This window comes from Algoriphagus locisalis (genome assembly GCF_900116615.1).
Lineage (GTDB): Bacteria > Bacteroidota > Bacteroidia > Cytophagales > Cyclobacteriaceae > Algoriphagus > Algoriphagus locisalis.
Window position 1 is genome coordinate 232,724 of sequence record NZ_FPBF01000001.1, and the last position, 24,077, is coordinate 256,800.

At 37.1% G+C, this 24,077-nt stretch carries 19 protein-coding genes; 18 read left to right on the top strand and 1 reads right to left on the bottom strand.

Annotated features, from left to right (window positions below; all coding sequences use genetic code 11):
• Positions 1 to 78: 78 nt before the first annotated feature.
• Genes BM386_RS00985 through BM386_RS00995 form a run of 3 tightly spaced genes read left to right on the top strand, consistent with a single transcriptional unit; the run spans position 79 to position 2,928 of the window.
• Positions 79 to 1,179 carry an O-antigen ligase family protein gene (locus BM386_RS00985; RefSeq protein ID WP_211482868.1) on the top strand — a complete coding sequence of 367 codons (1,101 nt, stop codon included), beginning with the start codon at positions 79 to 81 and terminating at the stop codon, positions 1,177 to 1,179.
• Positions 1,180 to 1,199: 20 nt separating this feature from the next.
• Positions 1,200 to 2,237 (top strand): glycosyltransferase family 4 protein, encoded by a 1,038-nt coding sequence (locus BM386_RS00990; RefSeq protein WP_091691201.1) that lies wholly within the window; start codon positions 1,200 to 1,202, stop codon positions 2,235 to 2,237.
• Complete coding sequence (locus tag BM386_RS00995) at positions 2,206 to 2,928, top strand: WecB/TagA/CpsF family glycosyltransferase (protein ID WP_244545427.1); 723 nt, start codon at positions 2,206 to 2,208, stop codon at positions 2,926 to 2,928. The genes BM386_RS00990 and BM386_RS00995 overlap by 32 nt, the downstream gene beginning before the upstream one ends.
• Here the strand turns inward: BM386_RS00995 and BM386_RS01000 are convergent.
• On the bottom strand, positions 2,925 to 4,262 hold the full coding sequence (locus BM386_RS01000; RefSeq protein ID WP_091691203.1) for a right-handed parallel beta-helix repeat-containing protein: 1,338 nt from the start codon (positions 4,260 to 4,262) through the stop codon (positions 2,925 to 2,927). The two genes, BM386_RS00995 and BM386_RS01000, sit on opposite strands and share 4 nt — an antisense overlap.
• Before the next feature lie 112 nt (positions 4,263 to 4,374).
• Here BM386_RS01000 and BM386_RS01005 point away from each other — a divergent pair, with 112 nt between their 5' ends.
• The 15 genes from BM386_RS01005 to BM386_RS01075 all read left to right on the top strand — a co-directional run bounded on the left by BM386_RS01005 (position 4,375) and on the right by BM386_RS01075 (position 24,077).
• Positions 4,375 to 6,006: a capsule assembly Wzi family protein gene (locus BM386_RS01005; RefSeq protein WP_091691204.1), complete on the top strand. Its 1,632-nt coding sequence runs from the start codon at positions 4,375 to 4,377 to the stop codon at positions 6,004 to 6,006.
• Between the two features lie 259 nt (positions 6,007 to 6,265).
• Positions 6,266 to 7,570, top strand: coding sequence for a nucleotide sugar dehydrogenase (locus tag BM386_RS01010; RefSeq protein ID WP_091691205.1), 1,305 nt, complete (start codon positions 6,266 to 6,268; stop codon positions 7,568 to 7,570).
• A 110-nt stretch (positions 7,571 to 7,680) separates the two neighbouring features.
• Positions 7,681 to 8,505 (top strand): polysaccharide biosynthesis/export family protein, encoded by an 825-nt coding sequence (locus tag BM386_RS01015; protein WP_342029135.1) that lies wholly within the window; start codon positions 7,681 to 7,683, stop codon positions 8,503 to 8,505.
• Between the two features lie 18 nt (positions 8,506 to 8,523).
• On the top strand, positions 8,524 to 10,896 hold the full coding sequence (locus tag BM386_RS01020) for a GumC family protein (RefSeq protein ID WP_091691206.1): 2,373 nt from the start codon (positions 8,524 to 8,526) through the stop codon (positions 10,894 to 10,896).
• Positions 10,897 to 10,912: 16 nt separating this feature from the next.
• Complete coding sequence (locus tag BM386_RS01025) at positions 10,913 to 12,709, top strand: ABC transporter ATP-binding protein (protein ID WP_091691207.1); 1,797 nt, start codon at positions 10,913 to 10,915, stop codon at positions 12,707 to 12,709.
• 18 nt (positions 12,710 to 12,727) lie between these two features.
• Positions 12,728 to 13,840: a DegT/DnrJ/EryC1/StrS family aminotransferase gene (locus tag BM386_RS01030; protein WP_091691208.1), complete on the top strand. Its 1,113-nt coding sequence runs from the start codon at positions 12,728 to 12,730 to the stop codon at positions 13,838 to 13,840.
• On the top strand, positions 13,821 to 14,732 hold the full coding sequence (locus BM386_RS01035) for a glycosyltransferase (RefSeq protein ID WP_091691209.1): 912 nt from the start codon (positions 13,821 to 13,823) through the stop codon (positions 14,730 to 14,732). The genes BM386_RS01030 and BM386_RS01035 overlap by 20 nt, the downstream gene beginning before the upstream one ends.
• Positions 14,733 to 14,734: 2 nt before the next feature.
• Positions 14,735 to 15,916, top strand: a complete 1,182-nt coding sequence (locus BM386_RS01040; protein WP_091691210.1) for a glycosyltransferase — start codon at positions 14,735 to 14,737, stop codon at positions 15,914 to 15,916.
• 8 nt (positions 15,917 to 15,924) lie between these two features.
• Positions 15,925 to 17,154 (top strand): glycosyltransferase family protein, encoded by a 1,230-nt coding sequence (locus BM386_RS01045; protein ID WP_091691211.1) that lies wholly within the window; start codon positions 15,925 to 15,927, stop codon positions 17,152 to 17,154.
• Entirely contained in the window at positions 17,147 to 18,538 is a 1,392-nt protein-coding gene (locus BM386_RS01050; protein ID WP_091691212.1) for a glycosyltransferase family protein, read from the top strand. Before BM386_RS01045 ends, BM386_RS01050 begins: the two co-directional genes overlap by 8 nt.
• A 33-nt stretch (positions 18,539 to 18,571) precedes the next feature.
• On the top strand, positions 18,572 to 19,717 hold the full coding sequence (locus BM386_RS01055; RefSeq protein ID WP_091691213.1) for a glycosyltransferase family 4 protein: 1,146 nt from the start codon (positions 18,572 to 18,574) through the stop codon (positions 19,715 to 19,717).
• A complete protein-coding gene (locus tag BM386_RS01060; protein WP_091691214.1) occupies positions 19,714 to 20,844 on the top strand; it encodes a glycosyltransferase in 1,131 nt (376 codons plus the stop codon). Before BM386_RS01055 ends, BM386_RS01060 begins: the two co-directional genes overlap by 4 nt.
• On the top strand, positions 20,837 to 21,535 hold the full coding sequence (locus BM386_RS01065; RefSeq protein WP_091691215.1) for a class I SAM-dependent methyltransferase: 699 nt from the start codon (positions 20,837 to 20,839) through the stop codon (positions 21,533 to 21,535). Before BM386_RS01060 ends, BM386_RS01065 begins: the two co-directional genes overlap by 8 nt.
• The gene (locus BM386_RS01070; protein WP_091691216.1) at positions 21,535 to 22,662 is read left to right on the top strand and encodes a glycosyltransferase; all 1,128 of its coding nucleotides are present in this window, start codon (positions 21,535 to 21,537) and stop codon (positions 22,660 to 22,662) included. The genes BM386_RS01065 and BM386_RS01070 overlap by 1 nt, the downstream gene beginning before the upstream one ends.
• Positions 22,659 to 24,077, top strand: coding sequence for a hypothetical protein (locus BM386_RS01075; RefSeq protein ID WP_139235811.1), 1,419 nt, complete (start codon positions 22,659 to 22,661; stop codon positions 24,075 to 24,077). Before BM386_RS01070 ends, BM386_RS01075 begins: the two co-directional genes overlap by 4 nt.

The following is a 24,077-nucleotide window of genomic DNA, read 5'->3' on the forward strand; positions in this document are numbered from 1 at the left end:
TTTTATTTGGGGATAGATTGTTTTAATGGCATTCTTTTGCGGCTTGGGATAGGCGTTAGTATATCCCAACTGTACAAGATGGCAATGCTTATGGGGATGTTAGTCTATTTGCTTAGATCAAATATTGCCTATTTTGGAATTTGCCTAGGGATGATTTTGTTTTTTCTGGTACCACTGATGGCCAAATCCTTAAGCACAGGGGACACCATTACGATTGTAGGGAATTTTGGGTACAACCTCAAACTGCTTCTATTTCCTATTTCATTCTTGTTTTTTTCGAGTTTGCCAAAATATGACTGGGGACAGAACCGAACATATAGAACTTTTGTCTGGGCAAATTTCGGATTGATAATAACCAATATTTTGCTAGGGGTGATAGGAGTAGGATACAGTCAGTATAATGGGCCAGATGGCGGAATCGGAGGAAGAGGGTTCTTTTTTGCTGGAAATGAAGTGGCTGGTATTTTTGTGTTATTCAGTGGCACTTGCTGGTATTTGATTCGGGAACGAGGGTTCACTTTCAAACTGCTCTTTTTTGCTTTTCTGTTGGTTTTGGGAATTTTAAATGCATCAAAGACCGCAGTATTGGGGATATTACTGATTATCATGCTGCTAGAGATTAGTTTGAAGTTCCCAAGGAGACTTACTCTGGGAAAACTACTAAAGTATTTAGCGATTCCAATTCTCGCGACCAGCATTCCATTTATTTTATATATCGGCATTAAAACTACGGGCCTGATAGAAAGATTCTCGTTTTTCTATCAACGCATGGACCTACTCACGTTTATTCTTTCCGGAAGGAATGAAATGGTGGAGGGAGCACTGAGATTCTATCCCAGTGATTATACCCTATGGGATTATCTTTTTGGACTTGGAAGTTTGGAGTTTTTGGAAATGATGGGAATATACCATGGTGTGGCGCATAGCATAGAAATCGACTTTTTTGATTTGCTATTCATGAATGGTTGGCTGGGACTTGGCTTAGTGATGGGAGGTTATTTACTTATTTTATTTCGAAGTTTATTCGTTCCAAAAGCTGGGTTAACCGGTCACATGTGGGCGATCAACCTCGTCCTTTTGTTGATCTCTTTTATGGCAGGCCATATTTTTAATTCAGCCATGCTGGGAATTAGTCTTGGTTTTCTAAATGGACTACCGGTTACTATGAATAAAGCTTGAAAATTTATTTGATTTCAAATATGTACCCAAGTACTAAAAGTCCATCTTACGGGGTTTTTGTATCCAATTTCTCAGAATCTTTTCAAGATGGCGAAAATCAAATTGTCCTCAGTTCTCTGATCAAAGGTAGGAAAAAAGGTATAGGTAGGATCTTGTCTTACTGTTGGTTCTTTCTTGATGTTTTTTGGAAGTCAAACTTCATGAAATACGATTTGATCTATGTGCATTATATCCAGCATAGCCTACTTCCTTTACGTTTTTGGTGGAATAGAGCTAATCGTAAATTAGTTTTAAATGCGCACGGTACGGATATTATGGATACTGGTAGAGCTGCCACCTTGCTCAGGAAATTGAATAGGAGGTTGATTCAGCATGCCAATCTTGTGGTAGTGCCATCATCTTTTTTCGTGCCCAAACTCGAACGAATGGGTGTAAATCCATGTACCATTTTTGTGTCGCCTTCTGGAGGAATAGACCCTATGAATTTTTATCATGGAAAAGGTAGTGAGCTCCGATTAGTGATAGGATACCTAGGCAGGCTAGATCCTGGAAAAGGACTATCTACATTAATAGACTCTTTCGAGTTAGTGTCGAAGGAGCTTCAACTCAAGCTGGAAATAATTGGTACTGGATCCCTTATTTCTGCACTTCAGTATCAGGTAGAAAATAGTAATCCTAGTCCTCAAATTTCTTTTCTTGGAGTTTTGAGTCAGCAGGAAATAGGAGAGAGATTGAGAGGATGGGATTTGTTGATTTTTCCATCTGAATTGCCAGAAAGCTTAGGTTTGGTAGGCTTGGAAGCCATGGCTTGCGGAGTTCCGGTAATAGGAAGCGAGCAAGGTGGGATCTTGACTTATTTAGAAAATGGAAAGAATGGGTTTACCTTTGAAGCTGGAAACACGGTTCAACTTGCAGATGCTATTTTTGATTTCTATCAGTTACAACCTGCGAAAAGAGAGCACATGTCATACATGGCACTCCAGACTGCTGAAAAATACATGAAACAAAAAGTCATATCTAGACTAAATGAACAACTCAATTGCCTGTTTAATGCCTGATTTTAGGATAATTAACGGAATTAAAATTTATGGATTTCAATCAAAAAGTGAATTGATTGAATTTGCCACACATCAGAATAAACTTCTGGTAGCCGTCAATGCCGAGAAAATATATAATGCAGATCCTGAACTTAAAGAAGTAATAAACCAAAACATAGGATACCCTGATGGAGTAGGAGCCGTATGGGCTTTGAATCAAAAAGGGATATCGAATGTCACGAAAATCCCCGGTGTGGAACTTTGGTTGGAGTTTATCAGGGTGTTTCACCCTACAAAATCATTCTACTTTATAGGGGCCAGAGAAGACGTTATACAAGGCACGATTAAAAAGCTTAAGGAGGAATTCCCCGGTATAAAGTTAGCAGGACATAGAAATGGTTATATAAAACCAGAAGAGAAAGTAACACTGCTCAAAGATGTGAAAGAAAAACAACCTGATTTTGTGTTTGTGGCAATGGGGAGCCCTGCTCAGGAACGCTTAATGACTGACATGCTACAGGTTAATAAAGGCGTGTATCTGGGTTTGGGTGGCAGCTTTGACATCTACTCAGGTAAAACCAAAAGAGCTCCAAGTGTATTTATCGACTTAAAGCTAGAGTGGTTCTACAGATTGATCACGGAACCGAAAAGAGCCTATCGTCAAGTCAAGCTTCTCAATTTTACTTGGAAAATGATCAATAAGAAATATTAAAACATATCAATTCCACTAAAAGATGAATGCTTTATTTTATTGTTTTTACCTTTCTTAGCTTCGCTTTTTATATGGTTTTTGGAAAAGTCGTAAAATCCATAGATTTGGGTTTTCTTTTGCTGATTGTCAAAGCATTCGTTTTTGGAAAATGTATTTCCACTCAGGTAGTCTTTGAGAGCGATGGCCCCTCGGGTTGAAAGAGTTAATCCTCGTTGATTTCCATTTATAGCCTTATTTCCAGTAATGGAAGAATTGCTCATTTGCCGAAACAGGAAGCCGTGTAAACCGCTATTTTCGGCAGTATTGTTCACCAATTCAATATGATTACTCACCTCAGGGAAAGGATGTGAGGCTGTTTCGATCCCATAACCTATTCCACAACCAATAGCTGTGTTATTAATTAACTTTGTGTCAGATTGTGGAACATGTATGCGGAAACCATAATTACTACAATTAATTGCTTTGCTGTTTTCTATAACCCCACCTTTCTTGTACGCTATGGCAAATCCAGACCCAAATCCTTTAGCTGGTGTTTCCCCACCTTTTGCTGTACATTTTGACACATAGAGGTTATCTACAATAAGATAAAACCCATTATCATTGAACCAGTTTTCTGCATGACATTCCAGGAATTTGATGTCCTTTCCGTTTGCATAAAAACCTGTTCCTGCATTCACACTTATAGAGTTTTTTGCCTGCGAGCCAAAATCAGTGATGAGAACTCCCCGTGGTCTCCCAGAATTATCATCTGTAGTAGAAGCATGTGCATTGGTAGAGATTACTTTGTCAATTACATTGTTGGCGTTTTCACCCCTATATCCATAAAAAGCCACCCCATGCCAAGTGTTGTAGGTATTCACATTTGAAATCCTGGAATTGTGCGTATTGCGAAGGCAAACGCCACCTTTACCGTTTAATTCATTCTTTTTGAATCCCGCATCGACACTTAGATTTTCGACGGTTACATTCTCATTGATAGAACTGTGAAGCGTAGTTACCAATGCTTGGGCTTTAGTACTTGCCCAATTACCCTTCCCCGGATCTCTGAAAAAGATACTTTTTTCAAGGTCCTGTCCCTTAAGATTTATATTTGATTGCAGGAAAATCGCATCATTTAATAGATATTTGCCTGCTGGAATGAACATAGTTCCTCCACCCGATTTGGCTAAACTATCCACTAGCGCGTTTATCACAGATGAATTGTCATATTCTCCAGTGGGATCTGCACCGAAATCTAACACATTTACTGTCTGAGAAATAGAAGGTATGGAAAGTTTAGAAACTAATAAAAGTACCAGGATAGCCCTAAAAGTATAATTGAAATATATAGTCATCAGGAGTTCAAATGTTATCAGATCTCAAAGTACAAATTTGAGATCTGAAAAAATATCCTTTTTCAGGAAAACCTTCCTACTCCTTTTGCTTTGCACGAGCACCAAGTTGGTTATGGCCCAAACACTAACCTCAGGCATGCCTGTCCTTGAGGAAGCAATTCGTCGCCAACAATTACAGGGAATTTTGACTAGTTCTAATTCCTTTGCCTTAAGACCTGTTGAACTATCTCCCTCCAATTGGGATATGCTTTTTGGTAGTATGAACCATTCTGATTCTGTTTTTGGAACTGATAAAACCAGCCAGCGTAAGAATTATTTTAGTGTCACGCCATTGAGGCACACAGGCACAGTGAATACTAGAAGACCGTACGGCTGGGGTAATGGCGCAATGGTTCCAAACGTTGGGATGCAAACCTATACACAGATTGGGTTTTCCCTGAAAGCGTCCATACTCAGAATACAATTTTCCCCCGAATTTATTTGGTCTCAAAATAAATCGTACCATGGATTTGCGGGGGATTTCTCTCCTGGAGTCAATCGGGCAAGATATAGGTATTGGAGTTTTGGGGATTATCCAGAAAGATTTGGTGACAAACCTACTTCCTTTTTCTGGTGGGGTCAGTCTAAGGTGACCCTACAGGCCGGAGCATTTGAGGCAGGAGTTTCCACGGAAAATATTTGGTGGGGTCCAGGTCAGTTTAGTGCACTTACTTTTAGTGGCAATGCTCGCAGTTTTCCTCATTTCACATTGAATACCAGAAGACCGGCTAAGACGTTCTTAGGAAGTTTTGAGGGTCAGCTGATAGTCGGAAGACTCGAGGATTCAGGGATTGAGCCTGCACAGAATCAAGGGCTAAATGATAGTTACTTTTTCCCTTTTTCTGGTGATTACAAGTATCTAAATGCCCTTACTATCATCTATCAGCCGAAATGGATAAAAGGATTATATTTTGGTGTAGCAAGAACTCACCAGCAGTATAGTGAGAAGAAGGGAGAGAAGATAATTGATTACCTACCGGTTTTTGAAGCATTTCAAAAAAGCAAATATGGTTTTGATAAAGACAACGAAGGTCGAGACCAGCAATTGACTTTTTTCGGCAGAATGATGGTTCCAAAGGCTCAAGCTGAAATATATTTTGAATTGGGCAGAAGAGATCATGCACTTAATTGGAGAGAAGCTATCCTGAATCCCGAACACGCAAGAGCATACCTTATAGGATTCCAAAAACTTTTCAACTTTGTAAGTTCAGATAAAATATACCAAGTGCGAGCTGAAGTTCTGAATCAAAGCGAATCCATCAATAGAATAATTAGATATGCCGGGCTGGGTGGTGGATATACCTGGCACACCCATGGCCAAGCTCGTGGATTTACCAATTATGGTGAAGCTCTGGGAACAGGACCTGGAGTGGGCTCTAATGTGCAGACGCTAGAAATATCCCAAATAGATGGACTCAACAAGCGGGGAATACTGATAGAAAGGCTTGAAAACCACAAGGATTTTTACAATCGTGCATTCGCTAGAAACCCTGAAAGGCTACCTTGGGTAGATTTTAGCTTGGCTGTACTTTGGGATCAGCAGTGGAATAATCTGATACTAAGTGGCAAAGCCCAGTTTATAAAAAGTTACAACTACCAATGGGAAAATGAAGGCTTAAGTACAGCGGATTTCCCTGCTGGATATAATCCCCTGGCATTTTACGGCAGCGTCAATTTAATCTACAGAATTGGCCGAACTAAGTGATTTGTTATTTATATCATTCAAATTCTGTTAGATTTGCCCTTTGGTTGAAGTGAGTAATTTTAGTACTCATTTAACACAAGTAAAGTAGATTACAGAGTACTGAGGTTGTTTTTTTTAAGCTGATGATTATCAGTGAATAAGGAGTAAAACAGTGCTCATGACTAAAGCTAAGTTTTGGGACTGACAGGGCGAAGCTGTATAACAAAGAAAGATTGGAAGTCACTAGTTTATAGGATTTCTATTGGAAAGAAACTCAATTATGATCAAAGATTTACAAGACGTAAAAATCGCAATAATAGGCTTAGGATATGTAGGCCTTCCTTTGGCTGTAGAATTTGCTAAGAAATATCCTACGGTTGGTTTTGATATTGATATCAAGCGGGTAAGTGACATCAATGCTGGAAGGGATAACACCCTGGAAGTGGAGGATGATTTGCTTCAATCCGTGACGGCTTCTGCTTTTTCGGATTCCCAAAAAACGGGGTTGTTGCCTACCTACAATGCCTCAGATCTTTCGGATTGCACAGTTTACATTGTCACCGTTCCCACTCCTACAGACAAACACAATCGGCCAGTGCTTACCCCGATGCTTAAAGCTTCGGAGAATATTGGCCAATTCCTGAAAAAAGGCGATGTGGTCATTTACGAATCCACAGTTTACCCGGGAGTCACAGAGGATGAATGTGTGCCAGTGCTGGAAAAGGTGTCTGGATTGAAATTTAACGAGGACTTCTTTGCAGGATACTCTCCAGAGCGTATCAATCCGGGAGATAAGGAACATACTGTGGCTAAGATCCTTAAAGTAACCTCAGGTTCTACGCCAGAGATTGCTGAGTTTGTAGATCAGCTTTACCGAACTGTGATTACTGCCGGCACACACAAAGCTTCCTCTATAAAAGTGGCTGAAGCTGCCAAGGTGATTGAAAACTCACAGCGGGATATCAATATTGCTTTTGTCAATGAACTTTCCAAGATTTTCAACCTGATGGGAATAGATACTACAGAAGTCCTAGAAGCAGCAGGTACCAAATGGAATTTCCTGAAGTTTAAACCAGGTTTGGTTGGTGGGCATTGTATTGGAGTCGATCCTTTTTACCTTGCACAAAAGGCTCAGGAACTGGGGTATCATCCGGAGATTATTCTGGCAGGTAGAAGACTGAATGATTCCATGGGCAAGCATGTAGCTACTGAAGTGGTGAAACTCATGATGCGCAAGGATCTCAAAGTGATCGATGCCAAAGTTATGATTCTGGGTTTCACGTTTAAAGAAGATTGCCCAGATGTGCGCAATACTCGAGTTATTGATATTTATCAGGAACTCAAAACCTATGACATTAATGTGGATGTGTATGATCCTTGGGCAAATCCTTCTGAAGTAAGTCATGAATACGGGATTGAAATTATTTCAGGTGCAAAGGCTCCTGACCTTTCTCAGTATTCTGCAATTATTCTTGCGGTTTCCCATAAAGAGTTTGCAAGTCTTTCGATTGAGAAGTCCAAAAATCAAGTGGTGTACGACGTGAAAGGGTTTTTAGATAAAAAACGAATAGACGCACGTCTATAATTTCTGACCCATACATCCTTTGCTCAAATAAGCGTCAATAGTTCTGATTAATTCTTATTTTTGAGCCAAATCAATAAAATCTTCTTTTTTCTTACTCTCTTATTTATTCCATGTTTAAACTTTACCGATTATTAGTAGTAACAGGGCTTATGAGTTTGATGCTCTTTTCATGCGTTCCTAATAAAAAGATGATTTATATGCAGGAACTCGCTGAATCACCAGGCCCATTAGTTGAGTCTAGTGGTAAATATGCTTATGAAACAGAGGAGTATTTATTGCAAATCAATGATATTGTAGAAGTTACAATTAAAACTACAAGTCCAGAGCTTAATGCTATTTTTGGTTCAATAGCAGATGATTCCCAAGCTTCAGCTCAAATGGGAGGCAGTCAAGGTGCCGGTGATGCATTCTTTATGAACGGGTACACCATTGATGAGCAAGGCATGGTGGAGATCCCCTTAATCGGGGAAGTAAAACTTCTTGGTTTATCCACTGGTCAAGCTAAAGTCTTGGTAGAACAGGAAGTGCTTAAATACGTCAATGCAAACGAATTTTTTATAAGAGTAAGATTAGGAGGAGTACGTTTTAGTGCGTTAGGAGAATTCAGATCACCGGGTAAATTTACAATCCTCCAAAATAGAGTTACAATTTATGAAGCAATTGCATTTGCTGGTGATTTGACTACAGTAGCAAAGCGAGACAAGGTAATGCTCATTAGGCAATATCCTGATGGGTCTCAAGTTCACAAAATCAATCTTTTAGACAGAGAGTTACTGGGTTCCGAGTTTTATTTTCTTAAACCTAATGACATGATTTATGCTGAGCCGATGAAGGTCAGAGAGCTAGGTGCAGGAACAAATGTGGTAGAGACATTGACATTGTTGACCACAACTATTACAGCGATTGCGCTCGTGCTTACATTAATTAAAAATTAACATTCCCATATATTTATTATGAGTTTCGACCAAGAGGATAGCGATTTTTTCCATGAGGAAGAAAGCAGTTTTGATATAAAGACACTCTTTCCTAAAATTTTAAAAATCTGGCCAATTATTTTAGGCAGCATTATCCTGTTTATTGGAGTAGCTTTTTATTATACCAGCACAACGGCACCCACATATTTAGTATCTAGTAAATTTTTTATCAAAGAAGAGGAAAGTGCATTGTCCTTATTTGATAGTCCAGCTGCTATCGGTGGACAGCAGGGGATAGGGATAACCAATGAGATTATTATTCTAAAATCACGGCCTATAGCAGAAGCAACCCTGATTCAATTGGATTTTGACGTAGAGTATTTTGAAGAGGGAAGATTTGTAAAGAAAGAAATTTTTAGAAAAACTCCACTAGTCGTAGAAGTAGATTGGGAATTCCCTCAGCTCATAAATGGGATGGTTAAAGTGGTTTGGGAAAACCCAAATGAGTACAGTCTTGTTTTCGAAGATGATAATTTCACACAATATTTCCCAGATGGAAGTATGGCCAAGGCTGTTCCGAATCTAGGTGGACCTTATAAATTTAATGAGTGGGTAGAAAACCCTCAATTTAAAATTAAAATTAATAACACTTCAAATCAGGATTCAGGGAACGCATTTTATACCGTACGAAATAACACTTACCTCATTAATAAGTATTCGAGTGGCCTGATCGTAGATTTAGAAGAAAAAAACTCTTCCATTTTAAATTTAAGTATGAATGTTCCTAATGTAGATAAGGGACAGACGTACCTGGATGCCTTAATGGCGACTTATCTTGAATTAGAGCTTCAAGAGAAAAATGACATTGCAAACCGTACCATTAACTTTATCGACAAGCAAGTGGCTGGTGTTGCGGATTCCCTCTCACAATTTGAAAACAAACTACAGTCATTTCGATCAAATAATAAGATCTATAACTTAAACAATGAGAGTAATACAGTTTACAGTAATCTTACAGAAATTGAAACTGAATTAGCGAATGCAAGTTTAAAAAGCAGGTATTACCAAAGTCTCAAGGATTATTTAGTTCGGGAGAATTATAATGAGATAATTGTACCTTCTGGATTAGGAATTGAAGACCCCTATTTGAACGGGTTAATTGAAAATTTGCTTGCAGTCCAAGTGGACCGATCAAGACTGATGGCCACGCAAACCGAACTTTCACCTTCGGTTAGAGAAGCAAATAAAAAACTGGATGACCTAAATAAATCTATCCGTGAAATTTTGGATAATGTTGATTTGAATAATAAAATGACAATCAATGATCTGGAGCGGAGAAAGGCCGAAATTGAAACCTCTTTTAGAAGCTTACCACAAGCTGAGCAAAATTTAATAGGATTACAGAGGCAAGCAGACTTATCGGAGAGTATTTATAATTTTTTAAGTGAAAAGAGAGCTGAGTCAGCAATAACCAAGGCTTCCAATCGACCAAATAATAAAATCATTGAATTCGCTAAAACTATTGGTGGTCCAGTCACACCAAAACCGTTAAGGAATTATATGATTGCATTTCTGATAGGATTACTGTTACCTATTTTATATGTTATTGTAAGGGAGTTATTTAGAGTAAGAATTGAAGATATTTCTTACTTGGAGAAGAAGCTTAAAATACCTGTAATAGCAACCATTCTCAAAAATAAAGAGGAAAACAACCTGGTGGTTTTTAACAATGGAAAATCAGGTATTGCAGAATCTTTTAGATCATTAAGAGCGAATATTCGTTATTTAATGCAAAAAGATAAGCAAGTCACCATTATGCTTACTTCGACTATTTCTAGTGAAGGGAAGACCTTTTGCGCTATGAACTTAGCTTCGGGGTATTCCTTGACTGGCAAGAAAACAGTCCTTGTGGGTTGCGACATGAGGAAACCTAAGATATTTGATGATTTTGGCATTAAAAATAACATAGGACTATCAACTATTCTAAGTGAACAAGTAGAACATTGGCAAGATGGTGTCCAAAAATCGGGTTTTGATAATTTAGATGTAATCGTTTCTGGCCCTATTCCCCCTAATCCAGCAGAACTTTTATCTGGTGAGCAATTCGAGAAATTAGTGAATGAGTTGAAGCAAGTATATGATGTGATCATATTAGATACCCCTCCTATAGGACTTGTAAGTGAAACAATCGAACTTTTGAACTTTGTAGACCTCACACTATTTGTCTTCAGACAAGATTATAGTCAGCGAAATTTTGTCACTGCACTTAACGGGCTGAAAACGGGTAAGGGAATAAAGAATATTTACGCCTTGTTCAATGGTGTGGATGGAAGAGCAGTAACTTACGGTTATGGCTATAATTATGGCTATGGCTATGGGTATTATAGTGACGATAAAGTTTCAAAAAAGTAAGCTGGATCAGTTTTAAGTGAAATTGATTTCTAAATACTTTAAGCATTTTCTATTCTTCTATTCCTATCTAGGAAATAAGATCATCTTGCTTGTTGTTTTAAGTCTTGTAGGAGGATTCTTGGATGGCTTTGGATTGGCTTTGTTTATTCCGCTGATACAAGTTGCCGGAAAGGCTCAGATAGATAAAGCTGAGGCTGCGGAGTCTCTTGGGTCTTTAGATTTCCTTTTAGACTTTATTTCTTGGATTGGCTTAGACCTCACAGCCGTAGTTATTTTGTTATTTCTATTACTTATTTTTTTAGTAAAAGGGATATTTAAGTATCTGGAGAGTCATTACAAAGTGCTGGTCCAAATGTTTTTTGTAAAGAAAATCAGATACCAAATGGTGGATAGTCTCGGTAATATGGAGTATCGGGAGTTTTTGGGATTGGATGCAGGTAGAGTTCAAAATACGTTATCAGGGGAAATTTATAAAATTGTCTCTGCTTATGTAGCCTACTTCAATACCCTTCAGGCATTTGTATTATTATTGGTTTATATTGTCTTGGCTTTGTTAGCCAACTTTCAGTTTGCATTAGTAGTGAGCGTAGGGGGATACCTGTCCAATTTTATTTTTAAGATTATTTTCAAGTACACTGAATCAGCTTCTGTAAACAACAGCAAGCTCAGTCATAAGTATCAGTCTTCCCTTATTCAAGCTGTTCATAATTTTAAGTACCTGAAAGCCACCAATTACTTTCAGAAATATAAGATCAAACTTAAAACTTATGTAGATCAGATAGAGTTGGAGCAAAAGAAAATTGGGATTTTTAACGCAATACTGATGGCAGCAAGGGAACCTTTAGTAATGGCTATTGTGGTTGGGGCAATCTTAGTTGAAATCAAGATTTTAAACGGAAACATTGCTGCAATTTTTCTGAGCCTGATGTTTTTTTACAGAGCTTTGAATTTCATTATGCTTGTGCAGACAAGCTGGCAAGCCTTTACAGCTAATCTTGGAGGATTGCATGTTGGTTTGGAGCTTTTGGAAGACTTGGATAAAGGACAAGAAAAAGATGAGTCAACTAAGCAGGTCATTGAATTGAATACCATATCATTGAATAATGTAGGTTTCTATTATTCTTCTGAAAAAAAGGTTCTGAATAACATCAACCTGAATATTGAAAATAACAGATCCTATGCTCTTGTAGGTAAAAGTGGAAGTGGAAAAACGACACTTACCAATTTACTAGTTGGACTTATACATCCTACATCAGGAGAATTCCTCCTGAATGGAGAGCCTTTGCGATCTTTTAATTTGGCTAGTTATCGCTCTAAAATTGGCTACATAACGCAAGAGGCGGTTATTTTCAATGATACTATTTTTAACAACGTGACTTTTTGGGCAGCGAAGACAAAAGAAAATTTAACCAAATTTTCCAACGCTTTAAAATTGGCCAACCTAAACGAGCTTCTAGAATCGCTCCCTGAGAAAGAAGAAACAATATTGGGGGATAGTGGATCATTAATAAGTGGTGGGCAAAAGCAAAGAATTTCTATTGCCAGAGAATTGTATAAAGAGGCTCAGCTTTTGATTTTTGATGAGGCAACTTCCGCTTTAGATAGTGAAACCGAGAAAATGATCCAGCAAAACATCGATTCACTCAAAGGCAGCTGCAATATTGTTCTAATTGCACATAGACTTAGTACCGTGAAAAACGCTGATGAAATCCTTTTGATGAAGGATGGTGAGGTTGAATCTAGAGGGACTTTTGCATCCCTCTTAGCCCAAAGCAAAACATTTAGATCAATGGTAGAACATCAAGAGTTTTAAATCTATGATTAAATCACAATGGTAAAATTTCTGGATCTCAAAAAAATCAACCTTGCTCATGAAGCTGAATTGAAGCAAATTCTAGAGCAAGTGCTTTTAAATGGCTGGTACATTAGAGGTAAGTTTCATGATGAATTTGAACAGCAATTTGCAGGCTATTGTGGTACTTCGCATTGTGTTGGGGTAGCAAATGGATTGGATGCTTTAATTTTAATATTTAAAGGATATAAGGAATTAGGCATCCTAAAAGACGGGGATGAGGTTATCGTGCAGGCGAATACTTACATAGCTTCGATTCTTTCAATATCCATAGCGGGTTTAACACCTGTTTTTGTAGAACCGGACGCGGAGAGTTATAACCTTAATGTCAAAAATGTAAAGGATGCTATTACAGACAAAACGAAAGCTATTTTGGCTGTACATCTATATGGTAAACTGAGTCCGATGAAGGAATTGATGGCACTTGCTGATGAGAGAAACTTAATACTTGTTGAAGATTGTGCCCAATCACATGGTGCGATAGATGACAGAGGGATCAAAGCTGGTAATCTTTCGCATGCTGCAGCCTTTTCGTTTTATCCCGGAAAAAACATGGGGGCTCTAGGGGATGCTGGAGCTGTTACAACCTCTGATGAGGCATTAGCTACTACCATAAAAACAATGGGTAATTATGGCAGTAAGAAAAAGTACTATAATGAGGTCAAAGGAGTGAATTCTAGATTGGATGAAATTCAGGCTGCTGTACTGCTTATTAAGTTGAAATATATTGATCAGGAGAATGCAGTTCGTAGGAAAATAGCACAGAGGTACCTTGATGAAATCAAAAACCCTCATTTGATTTTACCTGATCACAAGCAAGCAAAGACAGATCATGTTTATCACGTATTTGCAATTCGCTGCGAACAAAGACAAAACTTGATAGATTATGCTGAATCCAACGGTATTCAAACGTTGATTCATTACCCTGTCCCTTTTCATAAGCAAGATGCTTATACAGAATATGCTCATCTGAGCCTACCTCTTACAGAATTAATTCATGAGCAAATTCTGAGTATACCGATCAGTCCGGTTATGGAGAAAGAGGAAGTTGATCACGTGATAACAGTATTAAATGAATATCGCTCTGGATAGTTTTTCAAATAACGAAGATCCCTTAGTCAGCATAATTGCGATTGCCTATAATCATGCTTCCTTTTTGGAAGAGACCCTCGACAGCGTAGTTGGTCAAACCTACAAATCTATTGAGCTCATTATTGTTGATGCTTTTTCAAATGATGAGAGTGTTGTTAAGATTAAGGATTGGATTCAAAGAAATCCGGAAGTCAAGGTAAAAACCCTATTCCAGTCCGAAACAAAGAAAATAACAGAAAATGCAAATGATGCATTGAAGCTGGCAGATGGCGAATATTATCAGATTCTGAGCTGCGACGATGTGCTGATGCCTGGCAAGATAGCTTCTCAAATCATTACTTTTCAAAACTCAGATGATAGGCTCGGAGTAGTATATTCAGACGCGGTCAAAATAGATGAGAAGGGTGTTGAAATCAATGCACCCACATTTTTTCAAGAAAGAGATTGGCAAGAAGCCTCTCAATTACCGTCAGGGATGATTTTCCCAATGCTTTTAATGGATTATTTCATTGTAGCACCAACCGTTTTGGTTAAAAAAGAATATGCAATCCGTGTGGGTGGTTATAACCCAGAATCTATGATGGAAGACTTGGATCTTTTTTTAAAAATGGCTCAAAGATATTCTATAAAGGGTCTATTCCAGGTAGATGTAAAATATAGAGTGCTGGAAACATCTCTTTTGAGATCTACCAATGCATTTAACAAGCAATCTAATAGGTTGAAAATTTATGCTGATTTTATAGACCAAAAAGGAGAATGGGATAGGTATATCACATACCAATTTCTTTTGGCTCATCGATCTAAATCATTAATGCTAAAGTTATTTTATTTTTTTCATTCCCAGTTTCATAAGATTTTAAAATTCAAATTTAAGATTAACTACAAACCATAATAATGAGAAATATTAGGAAAAGGATTTTGTTCCTTATCCCTGGAATTTCAATGCCTGGTGGACAAGAATTAGAAAATATAGGTTTTGCCAATTTTTTGAATTCTGATCCTAGTTTTGAGGTGGAAATCCTGAATTTTTTTTGTCTTTTGAAATCTGCTGAATTCGAAGAACTTCCAAAAGTTGCCTGGAGTTTAGTAAAACTTAAAAAGGTACTTTCAAGCAAGCAATTTTTGAAAATTTATGTCAAATCTGGCTTTGCGTTTAAACAAAGCTTGGCTTATTGTTTTCGGGATTTCCCTCATCTTTTTGATTCATGGTTGAGTTCTATTCTTAAGAATTTTGATCTATGTTTTGCAGGCATTAGTCCTCGAATTTTGCTTCCCCACGTTCTGGACTTATGCCAAAAGGCGAACGTTAAATTTGTCTATCATGAATCATCCATCTTTCACCCAAAAAATAATTTGTTTTATCAGCAACTTGAGAAAAATGGATTTTTCTTGATCTCGGCAAAAGAAAAGGAAGATTATTTATTGAAAAACTATCCCGATTCTAGCTATTATATTATTAAGCAATGGATTTATATAGGACAAAGCGATTTTCTCTCAATTTCCCCAGTAAAAAATGAAGTAGTTAAATTTGGTGGACTAGGTAGAATTGACGTAGGTAAGAATTTTAAAGTTATTTTGGAAGCTTTAATCATTCTGAAACGTAAAGCTATTAAAGTTGAGTTTAGCTTATATGGAGATGGTCCAGAGTTGACTAATCTTAAAAAAATATCCAAAGACAATGGATTAGATAATATTGTTTCATTTAAGGGAGGATTCGCTTTTGATAAAAGAGACATATGTTTCAAAGAGATAGACGTTTTCATTATGACATCATCTTTTGAAGGTGGGCCATTGGTAGTACTGGAGGCTATGGCTTCAAGAAAACCTATTATTTCTACTAGGGTAGGTGATGTTCCTAATAGAGTATTTGAGGATGTGAATGGTTACATATTACCAGTTCACTGCTCTGCATCTGATTTGGCTATTGAAATGGAAAAATATATTTTTGATAGGGAGCTAGTGTCAAGCCATGGCCGAAATAGTAGAGAGATTTTTTTGAGAGACTTTGAAAGAAGTAAATCAGAACTACTATTTAAAAAAAGCATAGAAAGTATTTTAGAAAAGGATAATAAGTAGAAAGATCTGTGAGATTATTAGTTGTTGCCGAGGATTTAAGGGTTTCTGGAACAAGCGAAGGGCAAGTAAGTAGGTCATTTGTTTACAGGTTAGCTTTACATCCAGATGTGGAAAAAGTTGATTTGTTATACTTAAAAAAAGAAAGTAGTGATCATGAAATAGATATGTTGCCTTTAAACCAGGTTTGGGAGCATGATATTTTATTTTCCAAAAACAAGATCTCTAAATTTGTCGAGAAATTAGGTCACAAAATTTTTGGGAAGTCTTTGGAAGATAAGGTAAAGCTCTCCAAAATGGAAAAAATTTTATCTAATGTTCGATTTGAAAATTATGATTTTATTGCTGTAAGAAGTAGTGGTCAGTCATTCCTGTCTTTAAGGGCATTTAAAAAGTTCGATTATTTAAAAGATAAAATTGTCCTGTTTTTTCATGACCCCTATCCTGTTTTTTGGGATCCTGGGTATTCCGGACCATTTTCTAAGCGGTCTGAAAATGAATTTAAGGATATGAAATCTCTGATCGATTTGGGTTTTAAATGTGTTACACCTTCCAATTTGCTGAGTAAGGATCTTAGATTCTTATATAAGAGTAATCGGAATTTTTTCACCTTACCTCATCAATTTGCTCCAGAAGTTTTCTCCGTTTTCAATGGACCTAAACTAAAAAAGGAATCAGGTAAAATCACTTTTATGTATCATGGGGCGATACAATTAGGAAGGAAGATTGATTACTTTTTGGATGCCTGCAAGGATTTGATGGTAGAATCCCCGGATTTCAAAGATCAAGTCAAATTGATTCTTAGGATTAAAGGAAATGATGTGGAAAGGATAAAAACTAAGTATAAGGATATGGAAATCCTTCAGATTCTTCCTCAAGTGCCATCTCAAGTTGCTTTTTGGGAAGCTAAAGAAATTGCAGATATCAATTTGATACTAGAACCTTCTGGAAATTACAGTAATATATTAGTAGGGAAGGCCCCTTTGTTGGATTATGTGAATCGTGGTGTATTGGTCTTAGGCCCAGAAGAAAGTGAATTGAGAAATTTGTTGGTTGACCAATCCTCTTTTGCCCTTGCTGGATCATTGATAGATATTAAACGAGCCGTTTTATCCTCAATTCAAAAAATAAGAGATAATAATACAATGTATCCTGTTTTTGGTGAGTATTTCTCTGTTGAGAATTTCAATAATTTAGCGAGCAAAATTTTTACGCCAAATAATAATTCAGCAAGTGAATAAGAAAATTCTATTTGTAGTTCCTGATGGAATTGGAATAAGAAACTATCTATATTCAGATTTGTTTTTGAAATTAGAAAATCAAGGTTTTCAAATTCATTTACTTCATAATCTAGAACCTAAAATCATTGATTATGTAAAGAATGAGAGAGGAATTTCTCTAGCAGATGAGCAATTAAAGAAACCAGTAGAGTCAAGATTTCAACAATTTTTGAGAGAATCATCAACTTATGCTAGATTAAAGTATAATGCTAAAATAAAACAGAATCCAACTATACTTACTAATTGGTTTAAAGTAAAGAATAATGCTTTTAAACGAGTTTTTCAAATTGCAACAGAGGTAGCTGGAGCAACATTATCATCTTACGATGGAATTAAATATATCGAAGAACTTAATAGGTTAAAATGGAAAAAAAGTGCGGCATATAAAGAGTTTAAAAGGGATCTTTTAACAATTGAGCCAGATTTGATTTTTATTACTCATCAAAGAGTTTCTAATTTGGAACCACTTTGCCTTGCCGCAGGCGATTTAGGAATCAAAACTGTTACTGCTATTTTTTCTTGGGATAATCTTCCAAAAGCAAGACTTCCACTAAGAACAGATTTTTATGCCGTTTGGTCTGATTATATGAAATCAGAAATGTTGGATTATTATCCTGAAATTCATCAAAATAAAGTTCACGTAGTTGGCACCCCCCAATTTGACTTTCATTTCCATAAGGACTTATTGCAATCAAGAAGTGATTTTGCAACTGATTACGGATTGGATGTGTCCAAAAAGTGGATTCTTTTCTCAGGTGATGATGAGTTGACTTCTCCTCATGATCCTAAATATTTGGAAGATGTGGTCAGTGCTTTAGAGTCTGACAGTCAAGTTACTGTCCTATTTAGGCAAGTGCCGGTTTGCAGCGTTGAGCGATATCAACATATATTAGATAGATTCACTAACGTTGTCCATATCCCTCCTAAATGGGTGAAAGGAGCTAACTGGATGAGCTTTTATCCTCTTTTTGATGATATTAAACTATTGTTGAACCTTTGCTATCATTGTGAGTTTTCGATTAATATTGGATCTACAATTGGTCTTGATTTTTCTTATTTTGATAAGCCTACGATATTTTTGGCATATGACACGGAAATAGATAAAAACTGGAGTACAGAGACAGTCTATCAATTTCAGCATTTTAGGTCATTTGAAGGGTTAGATGCTGTTATTTTTGCAAATGAAAAAGATAGTTTAAAAAGCTTGTTGAAAGAAGTTTTGAAAGCGCCTGAAAGCTTTGCAACCCAAAAAAGAGATTGGAGAGAAAAGATAGCCTCAAACAGATCCGAGAATCTTTCTTCTAGCCAATTAACTGAATTTTTGAATTCACTTTTAGATAATTAACCTATTACTCAGAATTAAGTAAATATATTACGAATGCATATCTGTTTTTTATCAAGTGAATATCCTAAACCAGGGTTCGCTCATGGAGGAGTAGGTACTTTTCTTCAGATACTTGCGAGGAACCTAGTCAAACACAATATCCGGGTGTCCATTGTTGGGTTAAATTATACGGAGGATTACGAAGAGGCAGTGGACCAAGGAGTGTTTATTTATAGACTAAAGCCAAGGAAATTTAAACCCATCACTTGGTATTTGTCATTTGATTCTATCAATTCTAAAATAAAAGAGATACATCAAAAAAATCCTATCTCAATTGTAGAGTCAACAGAGTTGGGATTGGCTTTTATTCGAAAAATACCTGGAATAAAGTATTTAATTCGAATGAATGGAGGTCATCACTTCTTTTCTGAATCTGAAAATAGATGTATTGACCCATGGAAAGGATTTCAGGAAAAAAGATCTTTTAAGAAGGCAGACTTAGTTTTTGGAGTTAGTGAATATGTGATAAATCATACTTTAAAGTATTTGGATTTTGCTGATAAAAAAGGCCCTGTTATTTATAATCCAGCAAATCTTGAAAATTTCCATGAGGCAGACCCCTCAAAAATTATTCCTGGAAGAATCTTTTTTGCAGGTACTGTTTGTGAGAAAAAGGGCGTAAGACAGTTGATATTGGCCTTCCCTAAAATCAAAAAGCTGTACCCTGAGAGTGAATTATTTATTGCTGGGAGAGATTGGCATTTTCCTGATGGCAGTTCTTATATCGATTACCTTAAAAAATCTCAGATTGATAAAGAAGTTAAAGAATCCATTAAGTTCTTAGGACCTGTTCCCAACCATGAATTACCAAACTATATGGAAGAAGCTGAGATTTGCGCTTACCCGTCCCATATGGAAGCCATGCCTCTTGCGTGGATCGAGGTGCTGAGCATGGGGAAAGCATTCTTAGGTTCTAGCCTAGGACCAGGCCCTGAAGTGGTCAATGATAATGTCACTGGTAGGGTATGCGATCCTAGAAGTGTGGAAAGTGTTGAGAATGTTTTGCTGGAGATGCTGAGTAATAAGGATCATAACTTACAAATGGCGAAAGCAGCTAGAGAAGATGTTTTGCAGAGGTTTGCAATTGACAAGCTCGTTCTAGATAATATTGAGCTGTTCAAGACAGTAGTGGCTGAATGAATTTTTTGATTCTATCTCATGTGCATCATATACATAGAGGAGGAAAGTATTATGCCTATGGACCCTATGTCCGGGAAATGAATATTTGGATCAAATTCTTTTCTTCTGTAACTATCATTGCCCCCCTTTCAATAGATGGTGTGCTAAATCCAATTGACTTGCCTTATGAACATGATAATATTCGATTTCTTTCTGTCCATGAAATAAACCTGACATCTTGGTCGGGTAAGATTTCCACAATTTTATCGCTACCCGCAACGATCATCACTACCGTAAGAGCTATGCGCTTAGCGGACCATATTCACCTACGATGCCCAGGAAATATGGGGCTATTAGGAGCTTTCTTACAATGGTTTTTCCCGGGAAAAAATAAGACAGCCAAATATGCGGGGAATTGGGATCCATCAAGTTCACAGCCTTATACCTATAAATTACAACAGCGTCTTATTTCAGATCCCGGTTTTTCAAAAAATATGCATGTTTTGACCTATGGGAATTGGCCCAATCAAACAGGTAATATTGTTCCATTTTTCACCTTTTCTTACGAAAGCACGGAGTCCCAGGAAGATACCAGAAAACCTATAGAGGCTTCAATAAAATTGAAATTACTTTTTGTAGGAGCGTTAGTCAAAGGTAAAAATCCGCTAATGGCAGCTGAAGTAGGAGAGGTTTTAGCTAAGCACGGAGTTGATTTTGAACTTGAATTTTGTGGTGAGGGAGCTCAGAAAGAGGAATTACTAAAATTCATTGAGGATCGAAATCTGACTGAAAAGATCAAATTGTGCGGGAATGTGACCAGCGAAACCTTGAAATCGAAATATAAGGCATCCCACTTTCTCATATTTTTATCCGAAAGTGAAGGTTGGCCTAAAGTTGTCGCTGAATCAATGTTTTTTGGTTGCCTTCCCATCACAACTCCTGTATCTTGCGTCGCAGATATGCTAGGCTATGGCGAGCGAGGAGATTTAATAGACTTCAATCCCCCAGATGCAGTGAATAGAATTAAGTATTATATCGAGAAACCGGAAGAGTATAAAAGAAAATCCAAATTGGCTAAAGAATGGTCCAGAGGGTTTACTAAAGAAAGCTTTGAACTGGAACTTCAGAAGTTAATCAATCATGTATAAAGAAGGTACCTATTTTGCCAATAGCAAAAGACATTTAGAAGATTCCGATTTTAAAGTCAAAGCTATCATAAGGTTGTTGTTGCCAATCTTAAAAAAGAATGAAATCACATTACGGTCTTATTCTGACGTAGGCTGTGGCGCTGGGGGTGTTTTGTTGGGAATTGCAGATGAATTATCCAAAAATGGAGTTAACCTCCAAGAAGTCAAAGGATATGATATTTCTCCCCATGTGAATGATATAAAGATTGAAAACGTAACTTTTGAACATGGTGATTTTATTGAAATAGGAACCCAAACTGATCTCATTACCTTGACAGACGTTTTTGAGCATGTGCCTGATCCGGTGGATTTTATTAAAAAAGTGTCAAAAAAGGGGAAGTTAGTTGCATTCCATATTCCCTTGGATAATTGTCTTAGTGTCAATATCAGGGGCCTTCAACGTCAGAAAATTCAAAATCCTGGACATTTAATTTTCTTGGATTTGAATTCAGCGTTAAATATGGTGACGATGGCAGGATTGCAGATTTTGGATTACGATTTTTCTAAAGAAACCATCAGCGCGCCTTCTAACAATGAAACTATCCTGCAGAAGGTTTTTTCACCGCTGAAAAGACTCTTGTACATGATAAATCCATGGCTGTATTCTAAAACTTTCGGATTTAGCTTGGTAGTGATTGCCAAGTCAAATTAATGGCAAAAGAAAGCAGACATATGCCGAAGATTATTCAATTGGTTGATTCCTTAAGCATGGGGGGGACAGAACGTATGTCTGTAAATATTGCCAATTACTTGTTGGATTTTGGAGTGGAAAGCGGTTTGATTATTACACGGGAATCGGGAGGGCTTGAGCAGTACCTGAAATCTTCAGTGAAAAAAAGATTGTTTAGCAAAAAAGGGAAACTTGATCTTATTACTTTTTATAGAATAGTAGTTTTACTAAGAACTGAAGCTCCGGATGTACTCCATGCGCATCAGACGTCCATCTTCTGGGCTGTTCTTCTTAAATTTTTTTTACCAAGAACTAAATTGATATGGCACGATCACTTTGGGATGAGTGAAAAAATTGATCAATATCCAAGAAAAGAAATGAACTTGCTGATAGGCTCTATTGATGTCATTATCACTGTCAATGAGAAAATCAAATCATATTGGCAAAACAGATTTCCTTCCATGAGGGATAAAGTTTACTATATTGAGAATTTCTCTGGAAATATTTCTGAGGAACTTACTAGAAAAAAGAAGGATCAATTTCGAATTATCAATATTGCGAACTTCAGAAAGCAAAAGGATCAACTTACACTGCTAAGAGCTCTTGTGGGGCTGAAGGAGAAAATTGGTGATTTCAAAGCATACTTTTTAGGAGAGTATGTAGAAATAGACTGGAAGGAAAAGATCCAAAGTGAAATAATCAGACTAGGCTTGGAAGAGCAGGTACAGATAGTTGGTCCGGTTAATAACGTCGCTCCATACATAGAGATGGCACATATAGGTATTTTGAGCTCGGAGTCTGAAGGCCTTCCCGTAGCGTTGTTGGAATATGGAATGGGAGCGTTACCTACTATTGCCACAGATGTAGGCCAATGTGGAGATGTTTTAGGTCATGGACAATTCGGAGAGTTAGTCCCGGCAAAATCTCCCGAAAAACTTCATCAGGCTATTTTGAAAATATGTGCGGATTACCCTCAAGCTGCTTTACAAGGCCAACAGTTTAAAAAACACGTAGAGGTTAATTATGGCTATTTGAATTTTTTTAATAAATACCTGCCTATAGCATTGCCTGAATTGAAACGGGAGAAAATTTCATCTATTCCTGTATGATAAAGCAGATCGTTACGTCTGGAGCACATTTTCAGTGGATATTATTCCATGTGGTGTTAGGAATAATTTCTTCTATTACTCCATTTGGATTAATAGCTTGGTTTTACATAGTCTTCTTCTCCTCATTTTATATAGTCTTAAAAAGTAAGACTATATACCCTTTTTGTGTTTTTATAGCTTATTTGACTTCTTTTGAGCTATTGGCGAGAATGTCCCAGACGTCACCTTTTATTCCTTATGAACTAGGCAAATATTTGTTGTTTTCAATGCTCTGTATTGGTCTTTACAAGTTCAAATCCAAGAGTATTATTGGATTGGTTATGTTGCTTTTGCTTCTACCCGCCATGTTTTTTGATAAATCTGGAGAAGTAAATCGGAGTACATTGATTTTTAATTTGATGGGGCCTATCAACGTAGCATTGGCAATTTGGGTTTTTTATGGAAAATCTCTTTCCAAGATCCAGCTGATAAGATTGCTTAGGATAAGTATTCTTCCTCTTGTTGCTATTTTGGCGTCCACCATTTTCAAAACCCCTTCCTATGATGAAATGGAGTTTAGTTTGGGCGCAAACTTTGCCACCAGTGGCGGAGGTGGCTCAAATCAGGTGTCAACTATCTTAGGATTGGGCATGTTCATTTCTTTTATTTTTCTGGTTAACAAGTGGAATCTAACCGGGTATAGAATTACAGATTTCCTTTTATTCTTTTTATTTGGCTTTCAGGGATTGCTTACCTTCTCCAGAGGAGGGATATTAGGAGGATTACTTGGGATTATAATTTTAGTTTATTTTGTTGTGAAAACTCCCAATAGGAAAAAGGCACAATTTAGATTACCGCATTTGGGAAAGGCATTTTTACTTTCTTTGTTTTTAGCTATTACCACTTTCCAGATTGCTGATAGCATCACAGGTGGGCTTTTAGGACTCAGGTATTTGGGCGAAACAGCAGGAACATTAGCTGGTACTAAAGAGAAATCCTTAAATTCTATAACTACGGGTCGTGTTGATATTTTTTTGGAGGATTTAGAATTGTGGGATAGCTCTCCCATTTTTGGGGTCGGGGCAGGCGCTTCTTCTTATATGAGGGATTTCAGTCACTTTTATTTATCCCATGTTGAAATGAGCCGATTGGTCTCGGAGCATGGGCTTCTCGGAGCCTTATATTTTGTCTTACTTCTCTATGTCTTACTATTAATACTGCTGAAAAAGCAAACTCCAATGGAGAAAGGGATAATGGTAGCTTTTTTTATAATCGCTCTTTATACCTCATTTCATGCAGCAATGCGAACTTATGTAACCCCGTTGTTTATTGGCTTGAGTTTAATTTACATTAGACCTAGTAAAATAAAGCCTCAGAAATCAAGTAGTAAAAAGCCTGTGGAAACAATTGACCTAAAAGAGACTATTACATCCTGA

Coding starts and splice junctions, on each gene's coding strand:
- BM386_RS00985 (WP_211482868.1), top strand. CDS start 79: ATGGCAATGCTTATGGGGATGTTAGTCTATTTGCTTAGATCAAATATT.
- BM386_RS00990 (WP_091691201.1), top strand. CDS start 1,200: ATGTACCCAAGTACTAAAAGTCCATCTTACGGGGTTTTTGTATCCAAT.
- BM386_RS00995 (WP_244545427.1), top strand. CDS start 2,206: ATGAACAACTCAATTGCCTGTTTAATGCCTGATTTTAGGATAATTAAC.
- BM386_RS01000 (WP_091691203.1), bottom strand. CDS start 4,262: ATGACTATATATTTCAATTATACTTTTAGGGCTATCCTGGTACTTTTA.
- BM386_RS01005 (WP_091691204.1), top strand. CDS start 4,375: ATGGCCCAAACACTAACCTCAGGCATGCCTGTCCTTGAGGAAGCAATT.
- BM386_RS01010 (WP_091691205.1), top strand. CDS start 6,266: ATGATCAAAGATTTACAAGACGTAAAAATCGCAATAATAGGCTTAGGA.
- BM386_RS01015 (WP_342029135.1), top strand. CDS start 7,681: ATGTTTAAACTTTACCGATTATTAGTAGTAACAGGGCTTATGAGTTTG.
- BM386_RS01020 (WP_091691206.1), top strand. CDS start 8,524: ATGAGTTTCGACCAAGAGGATAGCGATTTTTTCCATGAGGAAGAAAGC.
- BM386_RS01030 (WP_091691208.1), top strand. CDS start 12,728: ATGGTAAAATTTCTGGATCTCAAAAAAATCAACCTTGCTCATGAAGCT.
- BM386_RS01035 (WP_091691209.1), top strand. CDS start 13,821: ATGAATATCGCTCTGGATAGTTTTTCAAATAACGAAGATCCCTTAGTC.
- BM386_RS01040 (WP_091691210.1), top strand. CDS start 14,735: ATGAGAAATATTAGGAAAAGGATTTTGTTCCTTATCCCTGGAATTTCA.
- BM386_RS01055 (WP_091691213.1), top strand. CDS start 18,572: ATGCATATCTGTTTTTTATCAAGTGAATATCCTAAACCAGGGTTCGCT.
- BM386_RS01060 (WP_091691214.1), top strand. CDS start 19,714: ATGAATTTTTTGATTCTATCTCATGTGCATCATATACATAGAGGAGGA.
- BM386_RS01065 (WP_091691215.1), top strand. CDS start 20,837: ATGTATAAAGAAGGTACCTATTTTGCCAATAGCAAAAGACATTTAGAA.
- BM386_RS01070 (WP_091691216.1), top strand. CDS start 21,535: ATGGCAAAAGAAAGCAGACATATGCCGAAGATTATTCAATTGGTTGAT.
- BM386_RS01075 (WP_139235811.1), top strand. CDS start 22,659: ATGATAAAGCAGATCGTTACGTCTGGAGCACATTTTCAGTGGATATTA.